The sequence below is a fragment of the Sulfurihydrogenibium sp. YO3AOP1 genome (assembly GCF_000020325.1).
Taxonomy (GTDB): Bacteria; Aquificota; Aquificia; order Aquificales; family Hydrogenothermaceae; genus Sulfurihydrogenibium.
In genome coordinates, this window is sequence record NC_010730.1 from 565,125 (window position 1) to 591,066 (window position 25,942).

The following is a 25,942-nucleotide window of genomic DNA, read 5'->3' on the forward strand; positions in this document are numbered from 1 at the left end:
CCTCCTTAATTTTCAATCCATGGTTCATATTCTAAAATTTGCTGGAAAGTGTATGGACATTTTTTTGGAAAATCTTGCTCTGTTGGCAATTTGTCAAAATATTTTTTAGCTAAGATTTTGTTCTCTGGATATTTAAACCAAGTAATTATCTTTTTGATTGAGTCTTCCCATGCTTCTTGAATGCTTTCTTCGGCTTTTTTCTTTAATGATGGGTTTTTATCAAAAATCTTAATTAGTCTATATCTTGAATTTAAGATACTTTTTACCCAGCCATTACCCATTGTATTATTATCTCTAAAATGCTCATATTTATAAAGATGTTCTAAAATTACAGTCATGAAACTGATTGCGCTGCTAAGCTCGCTTCTACCCATGCTCTCAAGCTCCTCGATCACATTCTCCCAGTCCACTAAGTCAAATTCTTTGTTTTTTAGTAATTCCACGTTTTCCATAATCCATTGGTAAAAATCTTTGTTGTATAACTGTTTTAAATCTTGTAAATCCTTAGCTGCCTTCATTTTCCATCACCTTCTTTTTTCTCTTTTCAGCATAGTTTTCTATAATTTTTTGCTGATTTCTTTCAATTGCAAGGGCTTTATCCGGAACGTCTTTTGTTATTACTGAGCCAGAACCTGTAACCGCTTCTTCTCCAATCACAATTGGAGCAACAAGCATCGTATCACTGCCTATAAAAGCTCTGTCTTTTATAATAGTTTTATGCTTTCTAAATCCGTCATAATTGCATGTAATTGTTCCTGCTCCTATGTTTACATCTTTACCAATTTCAGCATCTCCTAAGTAGCTTAGATGTCTTGCGTTTGTTCTTTCTCCGATAATAGAGTTTTTTACTTCAACAAAGTTTCCAATTACTGCCGATTCTTTGATGACTGTATTATTTCTTATTCTTGCAAATGGTCCTATTACGGCGTTATCCTCAATTATAGAGTCTTCTATGTAGCTGTTTGCAAGGATTTTGACATTTTTACCTATTTTAGAATTTTTTATAATACAGTTTGGCTCTATTATCGTTCTTTCATCGATAGAAGTTTCTCCTGATAAGAAACAATTTTGATATATTTCTACGTCTCTTGATAAGTTTACATCAAATTCTATCCACGTACTTTCTGGTTGATGGAAAGTTGTACCATTTAGAGCCCAAAATGTAATATATCGTTGCTTCAAAATGTTTTCTACTCCTGCAAGCTGCAATCTATCGTTTACATTTAGTACTTCTGTATAGTCTGGAATTTCTAAAGCATAAATGTATTTTTCCTCTTGTCTTAAAATCTCTATTACATCGGTTAGATAGTATTCTTTTTGTGCGTTATTGTTTTCTAATTTTTCAAGTGCATCATATAGGTAAGGAGCATAAAATAAGTATATTCCGGAGTTTACTTCGTTTATATTTTTTTCTTGTGGTGTTGCGTCTTTTTCCTCAACAATTTTTATAACTCTATGACTGCCGTCTTTTATAACCCTTCCATAACCGTACGGATTTGGAACTCTTGCTGTAATCATAACCCCTGCTATACTTTTATTTCTGTAGCCTTTGTATGTTTCTAAATTTGCCCCTTCGTATCTTATCAATGCTTTAAAGTATTCTCTTGCATTTTTTAGAGTTTCTCCTCCAATGAGCGGAGTGTCTCCGTTTATGATTAAAACATAACCATCAAAATCTTTAAAATACTCTCTGGCGGTTAAGACTGCATGTCCGGTTCCAAGCTGCTGCTCTTGATAGACAAATTTACATCCATCACAGTTTAACTCTTTTATTACTTCTTCTTTTTTATGTCCAACTACAAAAACGATCTCGTCTGGTTTTATCCATGATACTGCATATTTTACATACCAAATCATCGGCTTTCCAAGTACTTTATGCAAAACTTTGGGCTTTTCTGATTTAAATCTTGTCCCTTTTCCGGCGGCAAGAATTATTGCTATTAATGGAAAGTCTTTAACGTTTTTGACAGTAATAGGAATATCTTTCATGTTGTTCACCTCTGATAATGATTTATTCGTTCGATTTAAATTTTAGCATAAAGCAAGTAAGTGAGAAGGTGAGAAAGTGAATAATTGTGTAGGTGATGAAGTGAGTTAGAAGGTGAGTAAGTGAAAAATTTACTTCTTACCTCTCACATCTTACGTCTTAATTCCTCAAATATTCTTCTATCTTTTCAATGATTGGGAAAATTTTTTCTGATTTTAGTTTATAGCTTATTCTATTTACGATGAGCTTTGCTGTAGATGGTCTTATTGGTTCAATTACAACTAACCCGTTTTCTCTAAGGGTTGTGCCTGTTTCTACAATATCGACGATAAACCTTGCAAGTCCTACCAATGGAGCAAGCTCAACAGAGCCATAGAGCTCATAAATCTTAACATTTATACCTTTCTGAGAAAAATATTCCTGGGTTATTTTTGGATATTTGGTAGCAACTGAAATATTTGATGGATTTGAAAAGTAAAATTCTTTATCTTCTGGCTTGCCTGCAACAACAATATTACAGTATCCAACCTTTAAATCAACCGGTTTATAAACATCCGGATTTGATTCTAATAAAACATCGTCTCCTGCTACACCTATGTCTGCAATTCCAGACTCTACATAAACCGGAACATCTTTAGACCTTACTACCAAAAACTTAAAATCCTTAGATTCTAAAATAAGCTTTCTTGTATTTTGGTCTATGTTTTCATTAAGAATTCCGGATTTTTGGAAAATTTCTATAGATTGAGAAAAAAGCCTTCCTTTTGGTAAAGCAAACGTTATTTTTTTCATTTATTTACCATTAGCAAATGGAATGCTTATCCAAAGTTCATCTCTGTCATTCTCAGATTTTATCTCAACTTCTATGTTATGGGAATCAAATTGTGGATATTTTGAAAAAACCGTTATAAGGTCATTTTTTAATATATCAGCAAAATTTGGTGGCAATCCTTTTCTTTCATATGATAAAACCATCATCAGTCTTTCTTTAGCTTTATTTGCTGATGATTGTCTTTTAAAAAAACTAAAAATTGACATTTTTCCCTCCTCTTTCTATCTTCCAAAAAGCTTAGCAAGAAATCCTTTCTTCTCCTCAAGCTCTGTAAATGGGACTTCTTCACCTTCTAATCTTCTTGCTATGTTCATGATTGCTTTTGCTGCAGGAAGTTCTTTATGTAAAACAATCGGTTCTCCCCTGTTAGTAAAATCTACTAATTTTTCTTCGTCCGGCACGATACCGATTTTTGGTATTTGTAAGATTTCTTCTATATCTTCAACTGATAACATCTCACCTTTCTTAACCTGATGCAATCTAATTCTGTTTATAACTAACCTTGCATTTCCTTTCTCCATAGATTCAAGCAATCCAATTATTCTGTCAGCATCTCTTACAGATGATACTTCTGGATTTACTACTACAATAGCTTCTTCAGCAGGAGCGGCAGCGGTTTTAAATCCACCTTCAATTCCGGCCGGAGAGTCTATGAATATATAATCAAAACTATCTTTAACTTTTTCTACAATATCTACCATTTGACCGGGTTTTACAGCATCTTTATCTTTTGTCTGTGCTGCCGGCAGTAGATACAACGGTAGCCCTCTTTTATCTTTTACAAAAGCTTTTTCCGGAGGAACCCTTCCTTCAACAACATCAACAATATCATAGACTATTCTATTTTCAAGACCAAGAATCATGTCTAAATTTCTAAGACCTATGTCTGCATCTATTGCTAAAACTTTTTTTCCCATCATTGCCAAAGCAGTGGATATATTGGCTGTGATAGTAGTTTTCCCTACTCCACCTTTTCCAGAAGTTACAACTATAACTCTTGCCATTTTTTACACCTCTTTTATTTAATTTTATCTATAACTATTGCATTATTTTCAATATATGCAATTTCTGGAGAATTTGACTCTTCAGCTTTAACATCAGGTTCATCAGGAGACCTTGCAATATAATTAGAGATTCTTATTTGCTGTGGTCTAAGTTTTAATGCCATAACTACGGCTGTTTCATCTCCATTAGCTCCGGCATGTACCACGCCTCTTAAATTACCCATGACGATAACGCTTCCGGAAGAAACTACATAAGCATCAGGGTTAACATCACCAAGGATTAAAACATCTCCATCATACTCTACTTTTTGACCACTTCTTAGTGTTTTGTTTATAATTTTTAAAGATTTTTTTTGAGTAACACCTTTTAAACTCTCTTTATTATTCTTTGTATTTTGAAATCCTAAAACTGATGCATTAAAATCTTTCAAAACCTTTTCTATCTCGACTTTTGATTCTTCGTTTAGTTCTAACCCGTTATAATCAACAACAGCATAAGACCCTTTAAAGAAAGCAGAAGAAAGTTTTTGTTTAAGTTCATCAATATTTTCCTGCAAGCTTTTACTTGGGTCTAATTTAATAAGCAAAGCTGGTACAGTCAACCCTTTTATTTCTACGCCCATATATGGTTATCCTTCTTGAAAAATTTATAAAATTATGATTATCTATTCTACTGCAATTTTTATTTGGAGGCAAAACTTTATTAATGCATCAGGTATATAATTACTTCGGATATATAGAAAAAAAACTTTACTGTGAAGAGGTTAGCATATTAAATTTAGCTTCAAAAGTTGGCACTCCATTCTTTGTTTACAGTAAAAAAGCAATTTTAGATAAAATTAACCAGTATAAAGAAGCGTTCAAAGATTATGATACATTAATCTGCTATGCTTTAAAAGCAAATTCTAATCTTAGTCTACTAAAAATTTTTGAAGAAAATGGTGTTGGTGCTGACATTGTATCCGGTGGAGAGCTTTATAAGGCAAAAAAAGCTGGATTTTCTTCAAACAAGATAGTTTATGCTGGAGTTGGAAAAACGGACTTTGAAATTAGTTATGCTATAAGTGAAAACATTCTTTCTTTTAACGTTGAAAGCTTTATGGAGCTTGATGTAATCAATGAAATTGCGGGCAAACAAGAAAAAAAAGCCAATGTGTCTATAAGAGTTAATCCTAATGTAGACCCAAAAACCCATCCTTACATTTCAACAGGATTAAAGAAAAGCAAATTTGGAATAGATATAGACCAAGCATTAGATGCTTATAAAAAGGCTGCGAAGCTTGAAAATTTAAATGTGGTAGGCGTTCATTGTCATATAGGCTCTCAGATAATGGACATTTCTGTATTTAGAGAAGCTGCTGAAAAAGTCGTAGACCTTGTGTTTAAACTAAAAAAAGAAGGAATCGAATTAAAATTTATAGATATGGGCGGTGGTCTTGGAGTTAAGTATCATCCTGACGATAACCCACCCACTCCAAAAGATTTAGCAGACGCAATAATTCCTGTAGTGAAACAAACCGGATTAAAGTTAATAATAGAGCCGGGAAGGTCTTTGATTGCTGAAGCCGGAGCATTAATAACGAAAGTAATCTTTTTAAAAGATAAACAAGAAAAACATTTTGTTATTGTTGATTCTGGAATGAATGACCTTGTAAGACCTGCCATGTATAATGCTTACCACCATGTTTTAAACGTTCAAGAAAAAGATGAAGAGATGATAGCTGATATAGTGGGTCCAATTTGCGAGACAGGAGATTTTTTAGCTCTTGATAGAAAAATTGGAAAAGTAGAGAGAGGAGATTTGTTAGCCATAATGACTGCCGGTGCATATGGTAGCAGCATGTCATCAAACTACAACGTAAGACCAAGAGCGTTAGAAGTATTGGTTGATGGTTCAAACTTTAAAGTAATAAAAGAAAGAGAAGACTATAAACATATATCAAAATATGAAGAGGAAGTGCTATGAAAGTATTGGTTGTAGGAAATGGTGGAAGAGAACATGCTTTAGTTTGGAAGATTAAACAAAGTAGTCTTGTAAAAGAAGTATACTGTGCAAGCGGAAACGCCGGTATAGGCAAAATAGCAAAAAGAGTAAATATATCTCCAACGGATATATACAATCTCGTTAGATTTGCAAAAGAAAATAAGATAGATTTAACAGTAGTAGGACCCGAGCAACCATTATCCGAGGGCATTGTTGATAGATTTAATGAAGAAGGATTAAAAATATTCGGACATCAAAAATCAGCTGCGATTTTAGAGGCAAGTAAAGTCTTTGCTAAAAATTTAATGAAAAAGTACGGCATTCCTACGGCAAAGTTTGAAAGCTTTGAAAAAGAAGAAGATGCTATAAAGTTTATAAAAGAAGTAGGGGCACCAATAGTTATAAAAGCCGATGGACTTGCTGCAGGTAAAGGTGTAGTTGTAGCAAAAACAGAAGAAGAGGCTATCCAAGCAGTGAAAGATATGTTTGCCGGAAAGTTTGGACCAGCAAGTAAAAGAGTTGTAATTGAAGAATTTTTAGAAGGGGAAGAAGCATCTTATATATGCTTTGTCAAAGATGATAAACTCGTCCCGATGCCAACATCTCAAGACCATAAAAGAGCTTATGATAACGACGAAGGACCAAATACTGGCGGTATGGGTGCATACTCTCCATGCAGTCTTATAACTCCAAAAATGGAAAAAGAGATTCAAGAAAAGATAGTATATCCAACCCTTAGAGCAATGATTAATGAAGGAAGAAGCATGTGTGGCTTTTTGTATGCCGGTCTTATGATAGGACCAAAAGGCATAAATGTTTTAGAGTTTAACGTTAGAATGGGAGACCCGGAGACTCAGCCAATAATGAGAAGATTACAATCAGATTTAGTTGAGCATATTTTGGAAATTCTTGAAGGAAATATCGAAAATGTAAAACCAAAATGGAATCCTGACTATGCTATTGGCGTTGTAATGGCATCTAAGGGCTATCCTGATGCTTATGAAAAAGGAAAAGTAATTACAGGAATAGAAGAGGCAGAAAAAGACCAAGATGTAGTTGTATTCCATGCTGGAACTGAAGAAGTAGATGGAAAGATAATAACAAACGGCGGAAGAGTTTTGACTGTAACAGCAACAGGTGAAGACATTATTAAAGCAAGAGAAAAAGTTTACTCAGCTATAGAAAAGATTCATTTTGAAGGAGCTTTTTATAGAAAAGATATAGGATTTAGAGAAGTAAATAGAAAGAAATAATGTTAGATTAAGTATACATCGGATGAGAAGTTGGGAATTTTTATAAAATTTAGATAGGGGGATCCTTCGACCTTCGGCTTCGGGATGACAAGTAAACATCTAACAGTATCATTTTGCAGTCGGCAAAGAATCTCATATTTTTGAATTTCTCACTCGTGGCAAACGTCTTACTTTTCACCTTTCACCTTTCATCTTTTGCAGTATCTCGTACCAAACAGGCAAAACCTTTTTCTTTACTTCTTCATCCATTTTTGCAACCTCTGGCCAATCTCTTGTATAGCCTTCTTCTTTCCATTTAGTAGTTGCATCTATTCCCATTTTTCCACCAAAGCCCGGCAGGTTTGTAGAATGGTCAAGAACATCTATTACACCTTTTTGAATAATTACATCTCTTGAAGGGTCTACATTATTACCCCAAATCCATAAAACTTCATCAATATCATGAATATTTACCCATTCATCAAAAACTATTATATGCTTTTCAAACATTAACTGACCAAGCCCCCAAAGTGCGTTAATAACTTTAAATGCATGTCCGGGATAACGTTTTTTTATAGATACAAAAGCAAAGTTATGAAAACATCCAGAGATTGGCAAATTGTAATCTACAATTTCTGGTAAATTAAACTGAACAAGTGGTAAAAATATTCTTTCTGTTGCTTTTCCAAGCCAACCATCTTCCATTGGCGGCTTTCCTACCACCGTTGTATGATAGATAGGATTTTTCCTATGAGTTATACATATTATATGCATTAATGGATATTTATCAACAGGAGTGTAAAATCCTGTATGGTCTCCAAATGGTCCTTCATCAACTAATGGCTCGCTTGGGTCTATGTATCCTTCTATCACAATTTCTGCATCTGCCGGAACTTCTAAATCAACCGTTTCACATTTTACAAGCTTAACACCTTTGTCTCTAATAATACCGGCGAATAAAAATTCGTCTACATCTTCAGGTAGTGGAGCGGATGCACAGTAAGTAAGAACAGGGTCTGCACCTACCACTATAGCAACAGGGATTTTAACACCAAGTTTTTTAGCCTTCCAAAAATGATGAGAACCGCCTTTATGAATCTGCCAATGAACTGTTACTTTGTCTCTATCTATAAGCTGTATTCTGTACATTCCTACATTTCTTATTCCGTTTTCCGGGTCTTTTGAAATGACTATCGGAAGTGTTATGAACCTTCCACCGTCTTTTGGCCAACATTTTAAAACCGGAAAATCAAAGATGTTTACATCTTGACCTTTTTTGATTACTTCTTTACATTTTCCATCTTTGACAACAACAGGTAAAGCGTCGTTTAATCTTTTCAATTCTGGTAGCTTTTTTATCTTGTCTAAAAATGTATTAGGAATTTCTGGTTTTAAGATTTTATATAATTTCCAGCCGATGCTTTCAAAACTTTCAACGCCCAGTGCCATTTTCATACGCTTTTCACTTCCAAAGGCATTGATTAAAACCGGGATGTTTTCGTATCCTTCAACGTTTTCAAAAAGTAAAGCCTTTCCACCTTTTGGAAGCTTTGACATTCTATCTGCAAGCTCGGTTATTTCAAGAATCGGACTAACTTTACTTTTTACTCTGACTAACTCTCCGTTTTTTTCAAGGTCTGATATAAACTCCCTTAAATCTTCATACGGCATTTTTTTCTCCGTTTTCTACAACCTTTGCTTCTTCTGTTTTTTGATTTTCTAATAATTTTATTTGTTTTTTAATAACTAATCCACCAGAAAGTATAGTTCTTGTTGCTTCTTCAACGGTTAAATCTGTAAGAATAAGGTCTTCTTTTTTCACCATTATGGCAAACCCAGAAGTTGGGTTTATTGCTGCTGGTATAAAAACAATGTAATAATGTTCATTACATATTTTTAACTCATTAGCCACAAAGCCTATCGCAAGGGTGTCTTTATGTGGATATCTAACAAGAGCAACCTTTGAGAAATTTTCTTTCTTTGAGAATAATGTTTCCATCGTTTGCTTTGTTGCATTGTAAATAGAGCTCACTACAGGAATTTTTGAAATAAATTTATCCCAATATTCCAGTAATCTCTTGCCAAAATAATTTTGAGCCAAGAGTCCAAGGAGAAAGATGATGCTTAAAGTTACTAATATCCCAAGACCGGGAATATGAGGAACCGGAACACCAAGCTCTTCAATGTAAGGAAGTATTAGATTATTTACTGCTGATAAAACGGTCTTTACAACCCAAAATGTAACTATTATAGGTATTAAAACAAAAAGTCCTGTAATAAATGTGTTTTTTAAATTTACTTTCATTTTTTAATTGCCTCTGGTCTTTTTACTGGTGGTTCTGGTAAATATTGGACAGCAGGAATTCCTGTCGGTTGAGGATATAAATCCATCAAAGCATAAACTTCTTCCGGCATTTGGGTGCTTACGTTTAGTCCCAAATATTTTAGATAATCGTATGTAAGCGGATAGTCATGCGTCCATTTTCCTTGAGATAGTTCATTCGCTATAAATTCAGCCTTTTCTTCACTATGCCCTTTTTTTATAAGAATTTCTTTAACTGTGTCTTTCATCTGCTTTAAAGCTTTTTTACTCATGTCAATTTTAACAAGCGTTTGGTCATCTATATCTTTTGGGTCTTTTAACTGTTCTATCCTTACTAAGGATGCTGCCGGTTCCGTTCCAAGCTGTGGGTCAACAGGTCCTAAAACTGCAAATGGGTCCATGACTATTTCATCTGCAGCCAATGCTATTAACGTCCCCCCAGACATTGCATAGTGTGGTACTATTACCCTTACTTTTGCAGGATGTGCTACCAAAGCTCTTGCTATCTGTGTTGCAGCCAATGCTATTCCGCCGGGAGTATGTATTATAAAATCTATAGGCTTATCTTTTGGAGTCATTCTGATTGCCCTTAAAACAGCCTCTGAATCTTCTATGGTTATCATCCTCATCATAAAAAATCCAAACAACGACCTTGTCTCTTGTCTATGGATTAATGTTATTACCTTAGAGCCGTATTTTTCTTCTATAGCTTTTAATATCCTCTCTCTGCTCCACTGAAGCATCTGGGCTTGAATAACAGGAAATATAAACATGAAGAGGAAAATTAACCAAAATAACTGTCCTATGAAAAAATAACCTGAATCATTCATTGCTTTTTACCTCTAAATTATTAAAAACATTTCTTAACTTTTCTTCAAGTTCATCTTTTGAGCCTACTTCTTTGATTACATTTAATAAATATTTGTTATCCTCTAAGCCACCAATTACTTTTTGATAGTTTCCAGATTTATAACCTTTTTCTTGTCTTATATGATTGAGTATATTTTTGCCGATATAAAGAAGGTATAATTTATCAAAATTAAAGACTTCCGAGACAACCATACCAAAGAAAAATAACACGCCTTTTAAATCTTGCCTTAAGGCTTTTTCTGCTATTCTTTCTATCAAATAGATGTAAATTTTCGTATTTTCTTCTTCTTTATACTTTTGTGCTAAATAATGGTTAATATAATCACCTTCTATATCTTTTAAATCTGAGAAGTCTTTGTTTAAACCTTTGTAAAAATAACTTAAATTCGGGTTTCTCTCCATAAGAACCAATGATAAAACAAAATGAAATATATCAGCAAGTTCAATTTCAAGATTTTCTATATCTGGTTCAATCTTTTTCCACCATTTCCAAGGCAAAGATTCAACAGATTCAGCACATTCAAGCCATATAGCTCTAAAAAAGTCTTCTTTTGTTCTTATATTTTTCCAATTTATATCAATCTTTTTGTTAAGTTCATCTTGCAGTTTTAAACATTCATTTACTTTCTCTTTCAAAATAAAACCTCCTCTAAAAATGTTGTATTTATACTCTAAAGCTATGTCGGAGTAAGAAATTCAATAAAAGTAGGAGATTCTTCGCTTCGCTCAGAATGACAACTTTACTTTCGTAAGGGCGATTCATGAATCGCCCCTACTCTTCCGCTTTTTCACTTTCCTTGTCATCCTGAGGACGTAAGTCCGAAGGATCTCCTTACTTAAATTTATAAAAATACCTAATTCCTTACCCAAAAATACTGTATTTATACTCTAAAAATTCTAAATACTCTTTATCTATTTTACCCATCTCTAACTGTTCTTTCAATGTGTAAAAATGGCTTATATGTTCTTTCAATCTGTTTGTTGCATACTGCTGGGCTGTTTCTGTTGTTATTAAAAATGTCCAATCACTGCTTTGAGCCAGCAGGAGCTGAACCTCTAGCTGCTTTAAGACTCTTTGATTGTTATATTTAGATTTTAAGCTTTCTAAATCTCTTTCCATTTGATGTAAATATCTATAAACCCAGTGATTTTTTGGATTTATCCATACTTCATAGTATCCCTTATCTCCCCACGATGATGGAGATGGTCTAATTACTTGGTTTTCTGGATATATGTTCAGATATTCAGATGGGGTAATTGCTTTAAATTGTTTATGTTTATCAATTTCTTTAAAAAGATTATATAAAAATTCTGGTCCTTCAAACCACCAATGGCCAAACAGTTCTGCATCGTAAGGAGAAACTATTAACGGCAGTCTATCCATAAATTTGCCAAGATGTTCCATTTGTTTTTCTCTTGATATATGAAAATGTCCAGCATGAACCTTTGTCATCTCTTTTGCCTTATCTGGGTCATATGGTTGTTTGTGGGCAAGGTCAACATCTCCGGTTACTCTGTAATATTTTATTCCTGTATAAACTCTAATTCCATCCGGGCTTATATAGTCTTTGATATAATCAAATTCAAGGTCAAAACCTATATCTCTATAAAAGTCTCTGTAGTTAGGGTCTCCTGGGTATCCTTCCTTTGCACTCCATACTTGCTTTGAAGACTCTGGGTCCCTTCCAAATGCTGCCACTTTTGATGGTGTATAAATAGGTGCAAAAACGCCGTATCTTGGAGTTGGCTTTCCAAAAAGCAATCCATGAGAATCTAAAAAGAAATACTCTATTCCATGCTTAGCTAATATACTATCAAGTCCATCGTAATATGCACATTCTGCAAGCCAAATGCCTTTTGGCTTTTTCCCAAAAAATTTTTCGTGAGTTTTGATTGCAAGCTCAATTTGTCTCTCTACAGATTGAATTTCTGGTTGAAGTAAAGGCAAGAACCCATGGGTTGCATTGCAAGTAATTATTTCTATATATCCTTTTTCTTCAAAATATCTATAACCGTTTAAAACATTTTGATTTAAAAATCCGTAAAAAAAATCTTTAATATAAGTAAACAGCTTGTTATAAAAATTTGCCAGCTTGTTAAATGTTTCACTTGCTCTTGTTCTCTTGATTTCTTTTTCTGTAAGGGATAGCATTTTGTCAAGATATTTTTTGTACTTTTCAATCAGCAGCCGGTCTGATAGCATATATGCTAAAGGTGGAGTGATAGAGGTTGTTATTCTAAAATCTACACCTTCTTCTTCAAGCTTCTTAAATCTCATCAAAAGTGGTATGTATGTTTCTGTTATAGCTTCAAAAAGCCAATGTTCTTCAAGAAAGTATTCATATTCTGGGTGTTTTACAAATGGCAAGTGGGAATGTAATACTGGCATCCAGTAGCCTTTCATTAAGTCTTCCCTCCTTGTTTTGTAGGTATGTATAAATTTAGTTTATATTCCTTAAAAGGGAACAATTGGGAATATTCTAACATAACAAGATTTTAAAGGATGGGTATGTAAATTGTATGTTCTGACAAAATTTTAAATCATCTTTTCTTCTTTTACTTGAATGAGAGTTTAATGACGATTCTTTAAAATGTATGGAAGTTTTCGAAAGATAATTAAAAAGAAGAATTTTTAAAATAGGAAATTTTCATTAATGAAAGGGAGGACAAGCCTCCCTTTATATAGTGTGAAATTACTTTTGTTCAGCTGGTTTTTGTTCGCCTGCTGGTGCAGCTGGTTGTTCAGCTGGTGCTGGAGCAGCTTGTTGAGCTGGTTGTTGTTCAGCTGGAGCTGGAGCTGGTGCTGGTGCAGCTTGTTGTTCAGCTGGTGCTGGTGCAGCTTGTTGAGCTGGTTGTTCTTCTTTCTTTTGGCAGCTGAAAAGTAAAGATGCTGATAATACAGCTGCTACTGATCCGAGTACTAATTTTTTCATTTTTAACTACCTCCTATTAAAAAAATTTAGAGAATATTATAACATAAAAAAATTTGTAAAGTCTTAATTTAATTTAAAGTTAAAAACTTAGCTTAACTGACGGATTTAATCAGGAAAAAATTTGAATTTGAATTTGAATTTATACAAACTTTGTGCTTAATATGGTAGAATTAAGAAAAAATAATGCTAAAAAGGAGTTATTCTTGAACAAAAAGATATATAACAATCAAAGAGTTGCTATATTTGTAGACATACAGAATCTATATTATTCAGCAAGGGATACATTTAATAGAAAAGTAAATTTTGAAAGCATCCTTTATAAAACTCTTGGAGACAGGATTTTAGTTAGAGCCTTTGCTTATATAGTGAAACTACAAGGTGTTGACCAAAAAGGATTTATAAACACGCTTAAACATATAGGCTATCAAGTTAGAGAAAAGGAGCCAAAAATATTTAAAAGATTGGATGAAGAAGGTAATCTTTGGACAACAATTAAAGCAGATTGGGACATGGGGAGACTTGTCAATAATTTTGTGTCTGGACTGAAAACTTTTTATTAAACAATTGTAAAATTTCATAAGAAGCTCCTTTAAAAGCAGGTATAGGCTTTTTCCATTTTCCATTCTTTAAATTGTCTCTTTGTATAAGCAGATTTATCTCAAGAATGTCCACAGATTGAAAATATCCACCTAAATTTATTCTTACCTTTTCTATCATGCTATTAACACTTTCAACTGGATTTGTTGTGTATATGTGCTTTCTTAGATTTTCTGGATATTTTAAAAAACATAAGTATCTCTCTTTGTTAGATTGAATATGTTTTATAAAGCTTGGATATTTAGACTTAAATCTACCGCATAAATCATCTAATTTTTCTAATCCATCTTCATAATCTAAGCTGTTTTCTTTTATGTTTTTCAGTTCTTTGTTAAATACTTGTGAATCTTCTTTATCCATCTGATTTCTAACGTTTCTTTGTAAATGGACTAAACATAGCTGATGGTCTGTATAAGGAAATAGTGTTTCTATGGCTTTTGTTATCCCAGGAAAATCATCACTTACTATAAGCATTACCCTTTTTAGTCCTCTATCTATTAAATCATTGAATACTTTTATCCAGTCTGCTTTGTTTTCACTACTGAAAAATGTGTAAAATCCAAATATATCTTTATTTCCTTGTAAATCTATTCCAAGAACTACATAAACAGAAGCTTTCCTAATTTTGTTTTTTTCTTTTATATCACAGTGATATGCATCTATATACAGTACAAATGCATCCGATGGAAGCTCTCTTGTTTTAAAGCCACTCAAGTCTTTCTATAAGCTGTTTTTTGATTGCATCCATATGTTGTTTTGAGTAGTTTAAGCCCAAGCTTTTTAATGTAGAATCTATCTTGCTTTCTGAGTATCCATTGGATACCAAACTCATAAGAAGGTCTATATAATCTTCATTAACTCTTTTATAAGGGTCAGGTAATATTTGTGGTCTAAATTTACCCTTTCTATCTCTTGGGACATTTATGTTAAGCTTGAAAGAACCAGTATTTAGGCTTCTTTCATAATACCCATTTGCTTTGTTATCATCGTCATTTTCAAGGAAGAAATTTCTTTCCTGATTCATAATCAGTTCCACAACAGATTCTAAAAGCTTTCTTATACCTATCTTTTCTTCTTGAGTTGTTATACCGTTTGGGAAAAGTTCTTTTACTAATTCTTCGGTAGATCTGTCTAATATTTTTTCAAAGTATTCTTTCTTATCCATTACTACTCCTCCTTATAATTTTATTTAGACACAACATTATTTTAACTCCCGACATGGGAATAGCAATAGATGCTATAGCTTTATCTGAAAAGATAGATGTAGCCATACTTACGACGGGAGATGGAGATTTTAAAGACCTTGTAAAATACTTACAAACAAAAGGTGTAAAAGTAGAAATTGCAGCATTTAAACAAACAACAGCTAAAGAGTTAATAGAAGTTGCAGACGAATTTATAGATTTGACAACATTTGGCGAAGATATTTTCTTGTAAAAAACTTTATCAGACATAAATTATATAAAGTTAGAAGAAAATAAAATTTAAAATTATTCCGTAATGTTTGTAAAACAAAAATCAGGAGGTAAAAAGTTGGAAGAAAAGAATAATCAAGAAAACATTGAAAACCAAGAACAAAATCAAGAAGAAGTTAGAGAAGAAAAGCCTTTAACAGAGCAAGAGAAAGATGAGCTTATAAAGAAGCTGCAAGAAGAAGTAGAAACATTAAAACAAAAATTACAAAAAACGGAAGAAGCTGCAAAACGTTTAAGCGCTTTATATCAATCTATTCAAAAAGATTTTGAAGATTATAAAATCAGAGCAATAAAAGAAAGAGAGCAAATAAAAGAAGAATCTATAGAAAAGTTTGCAAAAGCTTTTTTAGATGTGGTAGATAATTTTGAAAAAGCGTTAGAAAGCTTTAAAGTATCTAATGATATAAACGCAATCATGCAAGGAATACGGATGACGCATTATCAAATTATGAACCTTCTTCAAAGCTATGGAATTGAAAAGATAGAGGCAGCAGGGGAATTTAATCCAATGGAGCATGAAGCTTTAGAAACTCTAAAAACAAAAGAGTATAGAAATAATCAAATCGTCAAAGTCCTTCAAGCAGGATATAAATATAAAGGTAAAGTTATAAGACCGGCAAAAGTAGTAGTTGCTATATCTGAGGAAGAAGAAATAACATAATGAATTTTTATAAACTTCTTGGCTTAAAAATAGATGCTACCGAAGAAGAGATAAAAAAAGCCTTCAGAAAGCAAGCCAAAAAGTTCCATCCTGATTTAAACAAAGATTCGGAAGAAATTTTCAAGCTTATCAACCAAGCATATAAAACTCTCATAGACCCAGAAAAAAGAAGTTCTTATAATAACATTCTTGGAAAATCAAATCTTTTAAATGTATTTGAGGAAAAACTTCTTGAATTTTTAGGATTTACTGATAAGCCAAAAAATGGTTCAAACATTCATATAACTCTAAAAGTTAGTCTAAAAGATGCTATTTTGGGTAGTGAAAAAGTCATCACTTACAAAAGATACAAAACATGTGAAAATTGTGAAGGTTCGGGTCTCTCACAATCAAGCAAGATTGTAAAGTGTAAAAAATGCGATGGAATTGGCAAAATCCAGACAAAAATAGGAAAAATCGTTTGTTTTAATTGTTTTGGTAAAGGATATGAAATTCTAAATCCTTGTGAAAAATGTAAAGGACAAGGCTATTATAAAGGATTAGAATCTATTAAAATTAACATTCCAAAAGGTATTGATGATGGAGAAAGGTTAAGAATTAGAAATTTAGGTCATGATGGTATAAGCGGTGGAAAAAGCGGAGACCTGATAATAAGATTTAAGCTGGTTGAAAATGTTTTTAAAAAAATAGGCAATGATTTGTATCTAAAATTAAAATTACAAAAGCCATTGGAAGAGTATGAAATTCTGAGAATTAAAACAATAACAGATGAGATTTTAGAGTTAAAAATTCCAAAGGAAGAACAATTACCTTTAACTTTAAAAATTCCAAAGGAAGGCTATATAGACAAATCTGGAAATAGAGGAAATTTATACATTTATATTTTTTAAAGGTATGTAAGTCATGTTGGTTTGGAAAAATTAAAATAAATTATAAGACTCTTAGTTTGTTGCTTACTGACAAAAACTCTTAAACTGCGTCATTCTGCAACCGGTGAAGAATCTCCGTCCTTTTATACTCCTATTTTGTCATTCTGAGCGTCAGCGAAGAATCCCCTGCTTTTCTTTTCAAAAAATCAAAAGAGGAGATCCTTCGGACTAAAGTCCTCAGGACAGACAGAAGTACAAGTAATTCTAATTCCCATACTTCTTTTAGCTTATACAATTTATATTAAAACATTCCCGGTGGTTTTCCTTTTGATACTATAAGTCTTTCTACTGGTTGTCCTTCAATTATATGTTTTTGAACTATCTCCTCTACGTCGGCTGGAGTAACGTTTCCATACCAGATAGCATCAGGATATACAACTACATTTGGACCAAACATACATGGACCTAAGCAACCTGTTGCAGTTACTGCCATTTTGTTAAAAAGCCCTTTTGTCATTAATGCTTCTTGGAATTTCATAAAAATTTGGTCAGAGCCCTTATCACCACAAGATGGCATTCCTGGTGGTTTTCTTTGCATACATACAAAAACATGTCTAAATTCTGACATACTAAGACCTCCTGTTATAAATTTTCTCCTTCAGATTATATAAAAATAGCGTAGATTTTTAAATGATTTAAATTAGAAATTTTATATAGAGCTTTCTTAAGCTAACTATGATAATAAAATCCAAACTCCTCAGAAAGAATGCCTTTAATTACCATTTCATTTAAAACTGTAAAAACATCAAATTTTCCATCTACCGATTCTATGATTTTATCAATATAAACCTTATCAGACCCTATGATTTGAAGTATAAATTTTTCTTCCTCTGTTAAATCTAAAACTTTTTCAAAATTTTCCTTTTTAAAATTTAAAAATGGTAAATGGTCTTTAAAATCTTCAAAGCTTGTTATTGGAATAGCTCCATCTTTTATAAGAAGATTATTACCTGTTGCAGAAGATAGATTTATGTTTGCCGGAACTGTAAAAACTAACCTACCGTAGTCGTTAGCATAATTAGCTGTTATTAAACTTCCTGATTTTTCTTGTGCTTCAATTACAAACGTTCCATAAGTCAATCCGGCTATAATTCTATTTCTATTTGGAAATGTGTATTGTGAAGGTTTTGTTCCAAACGGAAATTCAGAAATAATACAACCTTTCTCTGAGATTTCTTCATAAAGCTTTTTATTTTCGTAAGGATACACTATATCAATACCATTGCCTAAAACCGCAATAGTATAACCATTTTCTTTTAAAGTTATTCTGTGTGCCAAGGTATCAATTCCGGAGGCAAGTCCAGAAACTATAGTTACACCATTCTTTGCCAATTCTTTAACGATAGAGTTTACTACATAAAGACCATAATTAGAATACTTTCTCGTTCCAACAACAGAAAGAGAGTTATCTAAATTATTTAAATTACCTTTAACATACAAAACCATTGGTGGGTCTGGAATTTCTTTTAGCAGCTTAGGATAGTTTTCAGAAGAAAATGGAATTATCCGGACGTTGTATTTTAAAGCTTTCTCATACTCTTTTAAAGCTCTTTCTCTTAAAGATTTATCTCTATTTACAATTAAATTTGCTATATTTTCACCAAAGTTTTCTTTTAGCTGATTAAAATCTGTATTAAGAATATTTTCCGAAGTTTTAAATTTGAGTATTAAATTTTTAAAAGTTATATTCCCAATACCTTTTATAAATGAAATTTCAAGAGAGCTTAGAATCTCATTCAATATTGATACTCCTTCTCATTGTGTTAAAATATTAGTATAACATAGGCCTGAGGTTGCTATGTCAGACGGGATAATTGATAGGTTTATAAATAAACTACAAAAAGATAAAAAAATAGAAGCATATATTTTTTATGATGAATCACCAATAAAAGTTGTTTTACCTGTTTTAGATATAGATTTTGAAAGAAAGCAGATTGAGTTTGAAATAAATCCAAAAATAGAAGCAATGATAAATCAGGAAAAAGAAATTTATGTAAGGTTTAGCAATGAAGTTCTACTTTTAAGACCTTTATTTTGGAATAAGGAAACTTTAGTTACAACCTTTCCTTTTCTTGCTATAGAACCAAAAGTAAAAAGGGAACATGTAAGAGTAAAATGTTCCCAAAAAAATCCAATTCTATTAGAGATAGATGATGACATCAATGTATGTGTGCTGCTTAGGGACATTTCTGAGAAAGGATTTAGTTTTAAGTTGCCAAAAACTGTTTATTTAGAATTAAATAAACCATTCTCAGGAAAACTTAATATTAATGGTAAATCCTTGCCAATTGTTTTTAAAGTTCTTTACAAAATAGAAAGACCTGATAATACTTATAGATATGGTGCAAAAATTTTAAATGCGACAGCTAAGGTTGAAGACGAAGTAGCAAAATACATTTTTGAAAGACAAAGGGAAATTGCAAAGATACTTAATACTTTTGCAGATTAAGGCAAACCTAAAACTTTATGGCACTGGGGTATAATTCTACTTTCAATGCCAAACTTCAAAAGCTCATCTTGCAATTTTAAAGCTTTATTAACCATTTCTGGCTTATTGCTTTCCGGTTGAAGTACGATAACATCGTTTTTAATATACTCCGTAAGGTCCGGTCTTATAATATGTTTAACGTCTAAGGTTTCATCAACGACAAATTTAAACTCAGATATATAGGGTAAAAGATTTTTGTTTATAAAATAGAAAGGTGGTTTTGGTGAACATGTGATATAGATCTTAGACTTATCTAAGTTTTCAAAGTTTTGATTCCAAAGAGTACCGTTTGTTTCTATAAATACTTGATAGTTGTTTTCTATAAGATTTCCAACCAAAATATCAAGATTTTCTGTAAAGAATGGCTCACCGCCTGTAATACAAACTCTTTTTAGATTGTATTTTTTTATCTCTTCTAAAATATCAGATATACTTAGTAACTTAAAGTTTTCTCCTGTATAAGAGTAGGGGGTATCACACCAACTACATCTTAAATTACAGCCTTCTAATCTTATAAAGACAACAGGAAGACCTACCCATCTTCCCTCGCCTTCAACAGAACGAAATATTTCAACAACTTTAAAAGTTTCTTTATTGAGGTCTTTCTTCAACAATTTCATAAGCTTCTATTATGTCTCCTACTTTTATGTCATTAAAATTCTTTAAAGTAAGTCCACATTCAAAGCCTTTCTGAACTTCTTTAACATCTTCTTTAAATCTTTTTAAAGAGCTTATCTCTCCATCGTATATTACAACACCATTCCTTACCAATCTGGCTTTTGCATTTCTTTTAATTATGCCATCTGTAATATAACATCCTGCTATTGTACCAATAGATTTTGCTTTAAACGTTGCTCTCACTTCCGCAGTCCCGAGCAATACTTCTCTATAAGTAGGAGCAAGCATACCCTTCATTGCTTTTTCTAAATCTTCCAATGCTTGATAGATAATGTTATAAACTCTTATATCTACGTTCTCTTCTTCTGCAGCTTTTCTTGCTCCAGCATCTGGTCTAACGTTGAACCCTATAATTATTGCGTTAGATGCCGCTGCAAGCATAACATCACTTTCTGTAATTCCACCAACAGCACCGTGTATTATATTAATACTTACTTCACTAAATTTATTTGAAAGCTCTTCTATGGACTTTCTGAGAGCCTCTAAAGAACCTTGTGTATCAGCTTTAATAATGATATTAATTTCTTTAACTTCGCTAAGATTTTCTAAATGTATTCTTGTCTTTTTAGCAAGAAGCTCTTCTTCTCTTCTTAATTTTCTAATTTCAGCTAACTGTTTAGCCTCTCTTTCTGATGCTTTTACAATAAATTTATCTCCCGCTTGAGGAACTTCTTCAAATCCAAGCACCTCTACGGGAGTTCCAGGTCCTGCTTCTTTAAGCCTTTCTCCTCTCTCGTTCAAAAGAGCCTTAACCTTACCCCAAGTATAACCAGCTACAAAGTAATCTCCAACTTTTAAAGTACCATTCTCAACTAAAACAGTAGCTACAGGTCCTTTCTTAGGGTCTAATTTAGATTCAATAACTGTTCCTACTGCTTGCCTATTAGGGTTTGCTTTGAGTTCTAACATTTCAGCAACGAGTAAGACCATTTCTAAAAGCTCTTCTACATTCTTTCCTGTTTTTGCAGATACATCTACAAAGATCGTATCTCCACCCCATTCTTCTGGGATAAGTCCATACTGGGTAAGCTCTTGTCTTACTCTCATAGGGTCTGCACCAGGTTTATCTATCTTGTTAACAGCTACAACAATAGGAACTTTTGCACTTTTTGCGTGGTTAATAGCTTCTACAGTTTGAGGCTTTACTCCGTCATCTGCAGCAACTACTAAGATAGCTATATCTGCAACTTTTGACCCTCTTGCTCTTAAAGTTGTAAATGCCTCGTGTCCGGGTGTATCCAAGAATGTTATTTCTTTTCCGTTTGGAAGTTTTATTTTATAAGCACCTATATGCTGAGTGATACCACCATGCTCTTTTGCTGCAACATCTGTTTTTCTAATAGTGTCAAGCAACGTAGTTTTTCCGTGGTCTACGTGCCCCATTACTACCACAACAGGCGGTCTTGGGACAAGATTTCCTTCTTCTTCAGCTGTTTCTTCTTCAGAAAGGATTTCTTCCTCTGCTTCTTTTTCTTCCTCTACACCTTCTTCTTTCAGTTCAGCTAAAAATCCGTGTTCTTCTGCTATTTCTATAGCTATCTTAGGGTCTATTGTTTGGTTTACTGTTGCAAGTATTTTTCTTTTTAATAAATCCATCAATATTTGATTTACAGGAATATCTAATAAATCTGCTAACTCTCTAACTGTTATTACTTCAGGGATTTGGACGATTTTAATTTCTTCTTCTTTTGATTGCTCTTCTACTTCTTTTTTCTTCTCTTCTTTCTTAGGCTTTCTCTTTTTAGGTTGGCCTTCCATTAACTTTCTGAGGGCTTCCATTTCTTCTTTTTGTTCTTTTGCTAATCTTGTTTCTCTTTCCTCTTTTGTTTCTTTTTTCTCAACCCTTTTCTCTTCTTTTATAGACTCTGGAACGATAGCAATAGGGGTTGGTTGTTTTTCTTCTCTTTTTTCAAATCTCTCTTTTTTCTCAAATGGCTTTCTTTCTTCTTTGTATTTTTCTTTTTCAGCAAAACCTTCCTTAGGAGGTCTTGTTTCCTCTCTTTTTTCAAATTTTCCCTTTTTCTCGTATTTTTCTCTTTTTTCATATCCTTCTCTTTTTTCGTATGGCTTCTTTTCGAAAGGTTTTTTCTCGTAAGGCTTTCTTTCTTCTTTCTTTTCAAATTCTCTTTTTTCTTTTCTGAAAGGCTTTCTTTCTTCTTCTGCAACTACACCTTCTATTACTTCAGGAATTTCTTCTTTTTTTGGCTCTGGCTTAATTTCTTCTTCTTTTTTCTCTTCAGGAATTTCTTTTATTTTTTCTTTTGCTTTTAACTCTTCTTCTTTTTTAGCTTTTTCTTCCTCTTCTCTTCTTTTTCTCTCTTCTTCTAATTTCCTTAACTCTTCTTCTCTTCTTTTCTTTTCATCTTCTATGGCTTTTTTAACTTTTTCAACAGTTTCTTCATCAATGATTGTCCAGTTTGTGATCTCTTTTGAAAATCCCACTTCTTTTAATTTTTCTTCTAATTCAGAAAGAGTTATTCCTAAGCTGTGATAAAGGTCAAAAGCTTTAATTCCTTTTTCTTCTACTTGGACTTCTTTTACTTCTTGTGATTTTTTATATCTATCTTTGATTAAATCCACTACTTCATCAGGTAATTTATCTGTAATCTTTTTAAGCCCTAATCCAAGCTCTTCATTTAACTCCTCTTTTAATTTTTTAGGGTCTATGCCTAACTCTAATGCTAAATCCTTTAACTTCAAATATGAAACCTCCTATCCTTTTAAAAAACGTTTTATTTCTCTGCCCAAGTTGTTTTCTAAAACTGCAACAACGCCAACGTTATTTTTTCCAAAAATTTTTCCAAGCTCCTGTTTATTTTTGAAAAAATAAATTTCAAATTTATTTAACTTTAATATATCCTTTTTTGTATTCTCTGAAAGGTCTTTTGCTAAAATCAAAAAGTGCTTTCCTTTAAGTTTATACAAATTTTCATATCCAAACTTTAATTTTCCAGACCTATAAGCAAGCTGCAGCAGTGATATAACTTTCTTTTCAGCTTCTAAATCCATTATTTACTTGGTAGTTTTTGAATTCTCTCAAAATCTTCTTCACTTAATATATCTATATGCCAGCCGGTTAACTTGTGAGCTAATTTTGCATTTATGCCGTTTTTTCCTATCGCTAAGGAAAGTTCTTCTCTTGGAACAGCAATCTCTATTCTTTTTTCTCTTGGAAGAAGTCTATATTTTTTAGCTCTTGCAGGAGCTAAAGCTCTGATAATAAATTTTGCCGGGTCTTCATCCCATTCTATAACATCTATCTTTTCACCGGATAATTCTGAAGAAACATTTAGGATTCTGCTGCCTTTTAAGCCGACTACGACACCAACAGGGTCTATATTTTTATCCTTTGAATAAACTGCTACCTTTGCTCTTTCTCCTGGCTCTCTTGCAACCGCCTTAACCTCGATTTCACCTTCTGCAATTTCAGGAACCTCTATTTCTAATAATTTTTTAAGAAAGTTAGGGTGTGTTCTACTAAGTATAACCATTGGTGGTTCGAAAACTTTTATGACCCTTTTTAACTTTCCTTTTTCTATGATTGGATAGGTGTTTTCTTTAGAAACTTTTAAAACCAAAGCTCTTATTCTATCACCTATTTTGTATTTTTCCTTTGGAATTTGCTCTTCCTTTGGCAAAATTGCCTCAATTCTTCCTAAGTCTACGATTATATCATCACCTTCAAATCTTCTAACAGTTCCGGTTATTATTTTTCCTTCATAATCTTTAAACTCTCTATATAAAATATCTCTTTCAACCTTTGAAACTTTTTTAGCTATTACCTCTTTAGCAACGCTTAAAGCGATTCTTCCAATATCTTCAAGATTCAATGGAACATACACGTATTTTCCATAATCTGCGTTTGGGTCGTAATTTTTTGCTTCTTCTAAAGCAATTTCTTTTGTTTCATCTTCTACAAATGGCGTGACTTTTTTCTTGATTAAAACTTTTAATTCATCTTTTTCTTTATCAAAAATAATTTTTACAGCATCCTTTTCTCTTAATTTAAACTCTTTTTTTACAGCTGTTAAAATACCATCTCTTAATGCTTTTTCTATAACATCTTCAGGAATATTTTTTTCTCTTGATATGGTTTCTATTACATTTTTTAGTTTTACAGACATGCCTACTCCTACACTTAAAAGTCTAATTTTGTTTGGCTAACATTTTCAAATGGAATCTCTACAGTTTCTTCATTTTCTTTAATTTTTACTTTTTCATCTTCTAAACCCAGCAGTGTACCTTTAAACACTTTTTTCTCATTGATAGGTTCTTTTGTTTTTACTACTACATCTCTACCTTTGAAAATATCGTATTCTTCTATATTCTTAAATTTTCTGTCTAATCCTGGTGAAGAAACTTCAAGGATATATGCTTTATCAATTAAATCTTCAACATCAAGTAAAGCTCCTATTCTTTTGCTTACCCATTCACAATCATCTATGGATGTACCTTCCGGATTGTATATGTAAATACGCAAAATTGGTCTTTTGCTTGGTATAAACTCAATATCCACAAGTTTAAAGTCTCTTTCTTCTAAAATAGGTAAAAGTAATTCCTTTACCTTTTCTTCAACCTTCATAAACTAACCTCAAAGTTATTAAAAAATAGTACAATCTAATTTATAAATTTTATCATAAATTTCAAAGAGTTATTTGATTTAAAGGGATTTAAATAGATAGGATTTCTTTTTCCTTAGCCTCTGTAAGTTGATTGATTTCTTCTATGTATCTGTCTGTTAATTTTTGGAGTTTTTCAAGAGCTTTTTTGATGTCGTCTTCTGAAAAGCCTTCTTTTTTGAGTTTTTCTATGTTTTCTTTTTCGTCTCTTCTTATATTTCTAATTGCTATTCTTGCTTCTTCTGCAAACTTATGAATCATTTTTACAACTTCTTTCCTTCTTTCTTCTGTCATTGGTGGAAGGTTTAATCTTATAACGTTTCCTTCTGTTTGCGGATTTGCTCCAAGATTTGCTTCCATCAACGCTTTTTCTATTAGTTTTACAGCTGATTTGTCCCATGTTTGGATTACGATTTGAGCTGGCTCTGGAGTTGAGATTGTTGCAAGCTGTTTTAAAGGAAGTTCTGTTCCGTAGTAATCTATTTTTATATTTTCAACTAATCCTGTAGAAGCTCTGCCTGTTCTAATTCCTAAAAGTTCTTCTTTGTATTTATTAACTGCTCCCTTCATTCTTTTTTCTGCTTCTTTAAGATATTCTTCTATCATTTTTAACCCTCCTTATCTAACTATTGAGCCTACATCTTCACCAAAAACGATTTTTCTAAGATTACCTTTTTTCTTTATGTTAAACACTCCGATAGGAAGTTTATTTTCCATGCATAAGGTTATAGCTGTATGGTCCATAACTTTAAGGTCTTTATTTATTGCATCTAAATAAGAAATTTCTTTTAAGAGTTTTGCATCAGGATATTTTTCAGGGTCTTTGTCGTAAACACCATCAACCTTTGTAGCTTTTAAAAGGATGTCTGCTTTTATTTCGGCAGCTCTTAAAGCTCCTGTTGTATCTGTTGTAAAAAATGGACTGCCTGTTCCAGCAGCAAATATAACAATCCTTCCTTTTTCTAAGTGTCTTATTGCTCTTCTTCTTATATAAGGCTCTGCTATCTGTCTCATTTCGATAGCGGACATAACTCTTGTTGGAACGTCTTTTTTTTCTAAAACATCTTGAAGTGCAAGAGCATTCATAACCGTTGCAAGCATTCCCATATAATCAGCAGTAGCTCTATCCATTCCTATTTCAGTGCCTTGAATGCCTCTGAAAATATTTCCGCCACCTATGACTATAGCAATCTGAACGCCAATTTCATAAACATCTTTTATCTCATCACAAAGTTCACTGACAAAATGGGGATCAATTCCATACTCTTGATCCCCCATCAATGCTTCTCCGGAAAGCTTTAAAAGAATTCTTTTATAAACTAACGGCAAA

28 protein-coding genes and 1 pseudogene are annotated in these 25,942 nt (G+C 32.6%); 7 read left to right on the top strand and 22 right to left on the bottom strand.

Annotation, left to right across the window (positions count from 1 at the left end; translation table 11 throughout):
- Nucleotides 1-5: 5 nt before the first annotated feature.
- From SYO3AOP1_RS02830 to minC, 6 genes are all read right to left on the bottom strand, one after another.
- A complete protein-coding gene (locus tag SYO3AOP1_RS02830; protein WP_012459269.1) occupies nt 6-518 on the bottom strand; it encodes a DUF29 domain-containing protein in 513 nt (170 codons plus the stop codon).
- Entirely contained in the window at nt 505-1,989 is a 1,485-nt protein-coding gene (gene glmU, locus SYO3AOP1_RS02835) for a bifunctional UDP-N-acetylglucosamine diphosphorylase/glucosamine-1-phosphate N-acetyltransferase GlmU (protein WP_012459270.1), read from the bottom strand. Before glmU ends, SYO3AOP1_RS02830 begins: the two co-directional genes overlap by 14 nt.
- A 157-nt stretch (nt 1,990-2,146) precedes the next feature.
- Nucleotides 2,147-2,779, bottom strand: coding sequence for an ATP phosphoribosyltransferase (gene hisG, locus SYO3AOP1_RS02840; RefSeq protein ID WP_012459271.1), 633 nt, complete (start codon nt 2,777-2,779; stop codon nt 2,147-2,149).
- On the bottom strand, nt 2,780-3,025 hold the full coding sequence (gene minE, locus SYO3AOP1_RS02845; RefSeq protein ID WP_012459272.1) for a cell division topological specificity factor MinE: 246 nt from the start codon (nt 3,023-3,025) through the stop codon (nt 2,780-2,782). It abuts the gene before it with no gap.
- Between the two features lie 15 nt (nt 3,026-3,040).
- On the bottom strand, nt 3,041-3,823 hold the full coding sequence (gene minD, locus SYO3AOP1_RS02850) for a septum site-determining protein MinD (protein ID WP_012459273.1): 783 nt from the start codon (nt 3,821-3,823) through the stop codon (nt 3,041-3,043).
- A gap of 14 nt (nt 3,824-3,837) precedes the next feature.
- Nucleotides 3,838-4,446, bottom strand: a complete 609-nt coding sequence (gene minC, locus SYO3AOP1_RS02855) for a septum site-determining protein MinC (protein WP_012459274.1) — start codon at nt 4,444-4,446, stop codon at nt 3,838-3,840.
- A gap of 83 nt (nt 4,447-4,529) precedes the next feature.
- On the opposite strand from minC, the gene lysA reads away from it, so the two are divergent.
- Both lysA and purD read left to right on the top strand, forming a co-directional pair.
- On the top strand, nt 4,530-5,789 hold the full coding sequence (gene lysA / locus SYO3AOP1_RS02860; RefSeq protein WP_012459275.1) for a diaminopimelate decarboxylase: 1,260 nt from the start codon (nt 4,530-4,532) through the stop codon (nt 5,787-5,789).
- Nucleotides 5,786-7,060, top strand: coding sequence for a phosphoribosylamine--glycine ligase (gene purD / locus SYO3AOP1_RS02865; protein ID WP_012459276.1), 1,275 nt, complete (start codon nt 5,786-5,788; stop codon nt 7,058-7,060). Before lysA ends, purD begins: the two co-directional genes overlap by 4 nt.
- Before the next feature lie 174 nt (nt 7,061-7,234).
- Here the strand turns inward: purD and SYO3AOP1_RS02870 are convergent, their stop codons facing one another.
- The 6 genes from SYO3AOP1_RS02870 to SYO3AOP1_RS02895 form a co-directional block, all read right to left on the bottom strand.
- The gene (locus SYO3AOP1_RS02870; RefSeq protein WP_012459277.1) at nt 7,235-8,710 is read right to left on the bottom strand and encodes a menaquinone biosynthesis decarboxylase; all 1,476 of its coding nucleotides are present in this window, start codon (nt 8,708-8,710) and stop codon (nt 7,235-7,237) included.
- Nucleotides 8,700-9,344, bottom strand: coding sequence for a DUF502 domain-containing protein (locus SYO3AOP1_RS02875; RefSeq protein ID WP_012459278.1), 645 nt, complete (start codon nt 9,342-9,344; stop codon nt 8,700-8,702). The genes SYO3AOP1_RS02870 and SYO3AOP1_RS02875 overlap by 11 nt, the downstream gene beginning before the upstream one ends.
- Nucleotides 9,341-10,192 (bottom strand): ATP-dependent Clp protease proteolytic subunit, encoded by an 852-nt coding sequence (locus tag SYO3AOP1_RS02880; RefSeq protein ID WP_012459279.1) that lies wholly within the window; start codon nt 10,190-10,192, stop codon nt 9,341-9,343. Before SYO3AOP1_RS02880 ends, SYO3AOP1_RS02875 begins: the two co-directional genes overlap by 4 nt.
- Nucleotides 10,185-10,868: a dUTP diphosphatase gene (locus tag SYO3AOP1_RS02885; RefSeq protein WP_012459280.1), complete on the bottom strand. Its 684-nt coding sequence runs from the start codon at nt 10,866-10,868 to the stop codon at nt 10,185-10,187. The genes SYO3AOP1_RS02880 and SYO3AOP1_RS02885 overlap by 8 nt, the downstream gene beginning before the upstream one ends.
- A 226-nt stretch (nt 10,869-11,094) precedes the next feature.
- On the bottom strand, nt 11,095-12,636 hold the full coding sequence (locus tag SYO3AOP1_RS02890; protein ID WP_012459281.1) for a 1,4-alpha-glucan branching protein domain-containing protein: 1,542 nt from the start codon (nt 12,634-12,636) through the stop codon (nt 11,095-11,097).
- 289 nt (nt 12,637-12,925) lie between these two features.
- Nucleotides 12,926-13,165, bottom strand: coding sequence for a hypothetical protein (locus tag SYO3AOP1_RS02895; RefSeq protein ID WP_012459282.1), 240 nt, complete (start codon nt 13,163-13,165; stop codon nt 12,926-12,928).
- Nucleotides 13,166-13,368: 203 nt separating this feature from the next.
- On the opposite strand from SYO3AOP1_RS02895, the gene SYO3AOP1_RS02900 reads away from it, so the two are divergent.
- Entirely contained in the window at nt 13,369-13,725 is a 357-nt protein-coding gene (locus SYO3AOP1_RS02900; protein WP_281340781.1) for an NYN domain-containing protein, read from the top strand.
- Here the strand turns inward: SYO3AOP1_RS02900 and SYO3AOP1_RS09830 are convergent.
- Nucleotides 13,688-14,927, bottom strand: a pseudogene (locus SYO3AOP1_RS09830) (IS256 family transposase). The gene SYO3AOP1_RS02900 and the pseudogene SYO3AOP1_RS09830 sit on opposite strands and share 38 nt — an antisense overlap.
- A 53-nt stretch (nt 14,928-14,980) precedes the next feature.
- Here SYO3AOP1_RS09830 and SYO3AOP1_RS02910 point away from each other — a divergent pair.
- The 3 genes from SYO3AOP1_RS02910 to SYO3AOP1_RS02920 all read left to right on the top strand — a co-directional run bounded on the left by SYO3AOP1_RS02910 (nt 14,981) and on the right by SYO3AOP1_RS02920 (nt 16,788).
- Complete coding sequence (locus SYO3AOP1_RS02910; protein WP_281340784.1) at nt 14,981-15,199, top strand: NYN domain-containing protein; 219 nt, start codon at nt 14,981-14,983, stop codon at nt 15,197-15,199.
- A 63-nt stretch (nt 15,200-15,262) separates the two neighbouring features.
- A complete protein-coding gene (grpE, locus tag SYO3AOP1_RS02915) occupies nt 15,263-15,898 on the top strand; it encodes a nucleotide exchange factor GrpE (protein ID WP_012459283.1) in 636 nt (211 codons plus the stop codon).
- Nucleotides 15,898-16,788 carry a J domain-containing protein gene (locus tag SYO3AOP1_RS02920; RefSeq protein WP_012459284.1) on the top strand — a complete coding sequence of 297 codons (891 nt, stop codon included), beginning with the start codon at nt 15,898-15,900 and terminating at the stop codon, nt 16,786-16,788. Before grpE ends, SYO3AOP1_RS02920 begins: the two co-directional genes overlap by 1 nt.
- A gap of 280 nt (nt 16,789-17,068) precedes the next feature.
- Here SYO3AOP1_RS02920 and SYO3AOP1_RS02925 read toward each other — a convergent pair whose 3' ends face one another.
- Together SYO3AOP1_RS02925 and dprA are read right to left on the bottom strand one after the other, a co-directional pair.
- The gene (locus SYO3AOP1_RS02925; RefSeq protein ID WP_007545826.1) at nt 17,069-17,395 is read right to left on the bottom strand and encodes a (2Fe-2S) ferredoxin domain-containing protein; all 327 of its coding nucleotides are present in this window, start codon (nt 17,393-17,395) and stop codon (nt 17,069-17,071) included.
- Between the two features lie 101 nt (nt 17,396-17,496).
- Nucleotides 17,497-18,567 carry a DNA-processing protein DprA gene (dprA, locus tag SYO3AOP1_RS02930; protein WP_012459285.1) on the bottom strand — a complete coding sequence of 357 codons (1,071 nt, stop codon included), beginning with the start codon at nt 18,565-18,567 and terminating at the stop codon, nt 17,497-17,499.
- Nucleotides 18,568-18,625: 58 nt separating this feature from the next.
- On the opposite strand from dprA, the gene SYO3AOP1_RS02935 reads away from it, so the two are divergent.
- The gene (locus SYO3AOP1_RS02935; RefSeq protein WP_012459286.1) at nt 18,626-19,276 is read left to right on the top strand and encodes a PilZ domain-containing protein; all 651 of its coding nucleotides are present in this window, start codon (nt 18,626-18,628) and stop codon (nt 19,274-19,276) included.
- Here SYO3AOP1_RS02935 and SYO3AOP1_RS02940 read toward each other — a convergent pair.
- The 7 genes from SYO3AOP1_RS02940 to pyrH form a co-directional block, all read right to left on the bottom strand.
- A complete protein-coding gene (locus SYO3AOP1_RS02940) occupies nt 19,273-19,935 on the bottom strand; it encodes a 7-carboxy-7-deazaguanine synthase QueE (protein WP_012459287.1) in 663 nt (220 codons plus the stop codon). The genes SYO3AOP1_RS02935 and SYO3AOP1_RS02940 overlap by 4 nt on opposite strands.
- Nucleotides 19,907-22,693: a translation initiation factor IF-2 gene (infB, locus tag SYO3AOP1_RS02945; protein WP_012459288.1), complete on the bottom strand. Its 2,787-nt coding sequence runs from the start codon at nt 22,691-22,693 to the stop codon at nt 19,907-19,909. Before infB ends, SYO3AOP1_RS02940 begins: the two co-directional genes overlap by 29 nt.
- Nucleotides 22,694-22,705: 12 nt before the next feature.
- Nucleotides 22,706-23,002 (bottom strand): ribosomal L7Ae/L30e/S12e/Gadd45 family protein, encoded by a 297-nt coding sequence (locus tag SYO3AOP1_RS02950; protein ID WP_012459289.1) that lies wholly within the window; start codon nt 23,000-23,002, stop codon nt 22,706-22,708.
- Complete coding sequence (gene nusA / locus SYO3AOP1_RS02955; protein ID WP_012459290.1) at nt 23,002-24,117, bottom strand: transcription termination factor NusA; 1,116 nt, start codon at nt 24,115-24,117, stop codon at nt 23,002-23,004. The genes SYO3AOP1_RS02950 and nusA overlap by 1 nt, the downstream gene beginning before the upstream one ends.
- Before the next feature lie 14 nt (nt 24,118-24,131).
- Nucleotides 24,132-24,575, bottom strand: a complete 444-nt coding sequence (rimP, locus tag SYO3AOP1_RS02960) for a ribosome maturation factor RimP (protein ID WP_012459291.1) — start codon at nt 24,573-24,575, stop codon at nt 24,132-24,134.
- 88 nt (nt 24,576-24,663) lie between these two features.
- A complete protein-coding gene (gene frr / locus SYO3AOP1_RS02965; protein ID WP_012459292.1) occupies nt 24,664-25,218 on the bottom strand; it encodes a ribosome recycling factor in 555 nt (184 codons plus the stop codon).
- 12 nt (nt 25,219-25,230) lie between these two features.
- A complete protein-coding gene (gene pyrH / locus SYO3AOP1_RS02970; protein WP_012459293.1) occupies nt 25,231-25,941 on the bottom strand; it encodes a UMP kinase in 711 nt (236 codons plus the stop codon).
- Nucleotide 25,942: the final 1 nt, after the last annotated feature.

What these genes read in the sequence shown, in the direction of transcription:
- SYO3AOP1_RS02910 (WP_281340784.1), top strand. Translation starts at nt 14,981, where the DNA reads ATGGGAATAGCAATAGATGCTATAGCTTTATCTGAAAAGATAGATGTA.
- SYO3AOP1_RS02920 (WP_012459284.1), top strand. Translation starts at nt 15,898, where the DNA reads ATGAATTTTTATAAACTTCTTGGCTTAAAAATAGATGCTACCGAAGAA.
- minC (WP_012459274.1), bottom strand. Translation starts at nt 4,446, where the DNA reads ATGGGCGTAGAAATAAAAGGGTTGACTGTACCAGCTTTGCTTATTAAA.
- minE (WP_012459272.1), bottom strand. Translation starts at nt 3,025, where the DNA reads ATGTCAATTTTTAGTTTTTTTAAAAGACAATCATCAGCAAATAAAGCT.
- SYO3AOP1_RS02870 (WP_012459277.1), bottom strand. Translation starts at nt 8,710, where the DNA reads ATGCCGTATGAAGATTTAAGGGAGTTTATATCAGACCTTGAAAAAAAC.
- minD (WP_012459273.1), bottom strand. Translation starts at nt 3,823, where the DNA reads ATGGCAAGAGTTATAGTTGTAACTTCTGGAAAAGGTGGAGTAGGGAAA.
- purD (WP_012459276.1), top strand. Translation starts at nt 5,786, where the DNA reads ATGAAAGTATTGGTTGTAGGAAATGGTGGAAGAGAACATGCTTTAGTT.
- lysA (WP_012459275.1), top strand. Translation starts at nt 4,530, where the DNA reads ATGCATCAGGTATATAATTACTTCGGATATATAGAAAAAAAACTTTAC.
- SYO3AOP1_RS02940 (WP_012459287.1), bottom strand. Translation starts at nt 19,935, where the DNA reads ATGAAATTGTTGAAGAAAGACCTCAATAAAGAAACTTTTAAAGTTGTT.
- frr (WP_012459292.1), bottom strand. Translation starts at nt 25,218, where the DNA reads ATGATAGAAGAATATCTTAAAGAAGCAGAAAAAAGAATGAAGGGAGCA.
- SYO3AOP1_RS02925 (WP_007545826.1), bottom strand. Translation starts at nt 17,395, where the DNA reads ATGTCAGAATTTAGACATGTTTTTGTATGTATGCAAAGAAAACCACCA.
- SYO3AOP1_RS02875 (WP_012459278.1), bottom strand. Translation starts at nt 9,344, where the DNA reads ATGAAAGTAAATTTAAAAAACACATTTATTACAGGACTTTTTGTTTTA.
- nusA (WP_012459290.1), bottom strand. Translation starts at nt 24,117, where the DNA reads ATGTCTGTAAAACTAAAAAATGTAATAGAAACCATATCAAGAGAAAAA.
- SYO3AOP1_RS02895 (WP_012459282.1), bottom strand. Translation starts at nt 13,165, where the DNA reads ATGAAAAAATTAGTACTCGGATCAGTAGCAGCTGTATTATCAGCATCT.
- rimP (WP_012459291.1), bottom strand. Translation starts at nt 24,575, where the DNA reads ATGAAGGTTGAAGAAAAGGTAAAGGAATTACTTTTACCTATTTTAGAA.
- SYO3AOP1_RS02935 (WP_012459286.1), top strand. Translation starts at nt 18,626, where the DNA reads ATGTCAGACGGGATAATTGATAGGTTTATAAATAAACTACAAAAAGAT.
- SYO3AOP1_RS02890 (WP_012459281.1), bottom strand. Translation starts at nt 12,636, where the DNA reads ATGAAAGGCTACTGGATGCCAGTATTACATTCCCACTTGCCATTTGTA.
- glmU (WP_012459270.1), bottom strand. Translation starts at nt 1,989, where the DNA reads ATGAAAGATATTCCTATTACTGTCAAAAACGTTAAAGACTTTCCATTA.
- grpE (WP_012459283.1), top strand. Translation starts at nt 15,263, where the DNA reads ATGTTTGTAAAACAAAAATCAGGAGGTAAAAAGTTGGAAGAAAAGAAT.
- SYO3AOP1_RS02830 (WP_012459269.1), bottom strand. Translation starts at nt 518, where the DNA reads ATGAAGGCAGCTAAGGATTTACAAGATTTAAAACAGTTATACAACAAA.
- hisG (WP_012459271.1), bottom strand. Translation starts at nt 2,779, where the DNA reads ATGAAAAAAATAACGTTTGCTTTACCAAAAGGAAGGCTTTTTTCTCAA.
- SYO3AOP1_RS02880 (WP_012459279.1), bottom strand. Translation starts at nt 10,192, where the DNA reads ATGAATGATTCAGGTTATTTTTTCATAGGACAGTTATTTTGGTTAATT.
- SYO3AOP1_RS02950 (WP_012459289.1), bottom strand. Translation starts at nt 23,002, where the DNA reads ATGGATTTAGAAGCTGAAAAGAAAGTTATATCACTGCTGCAGCTTGCT.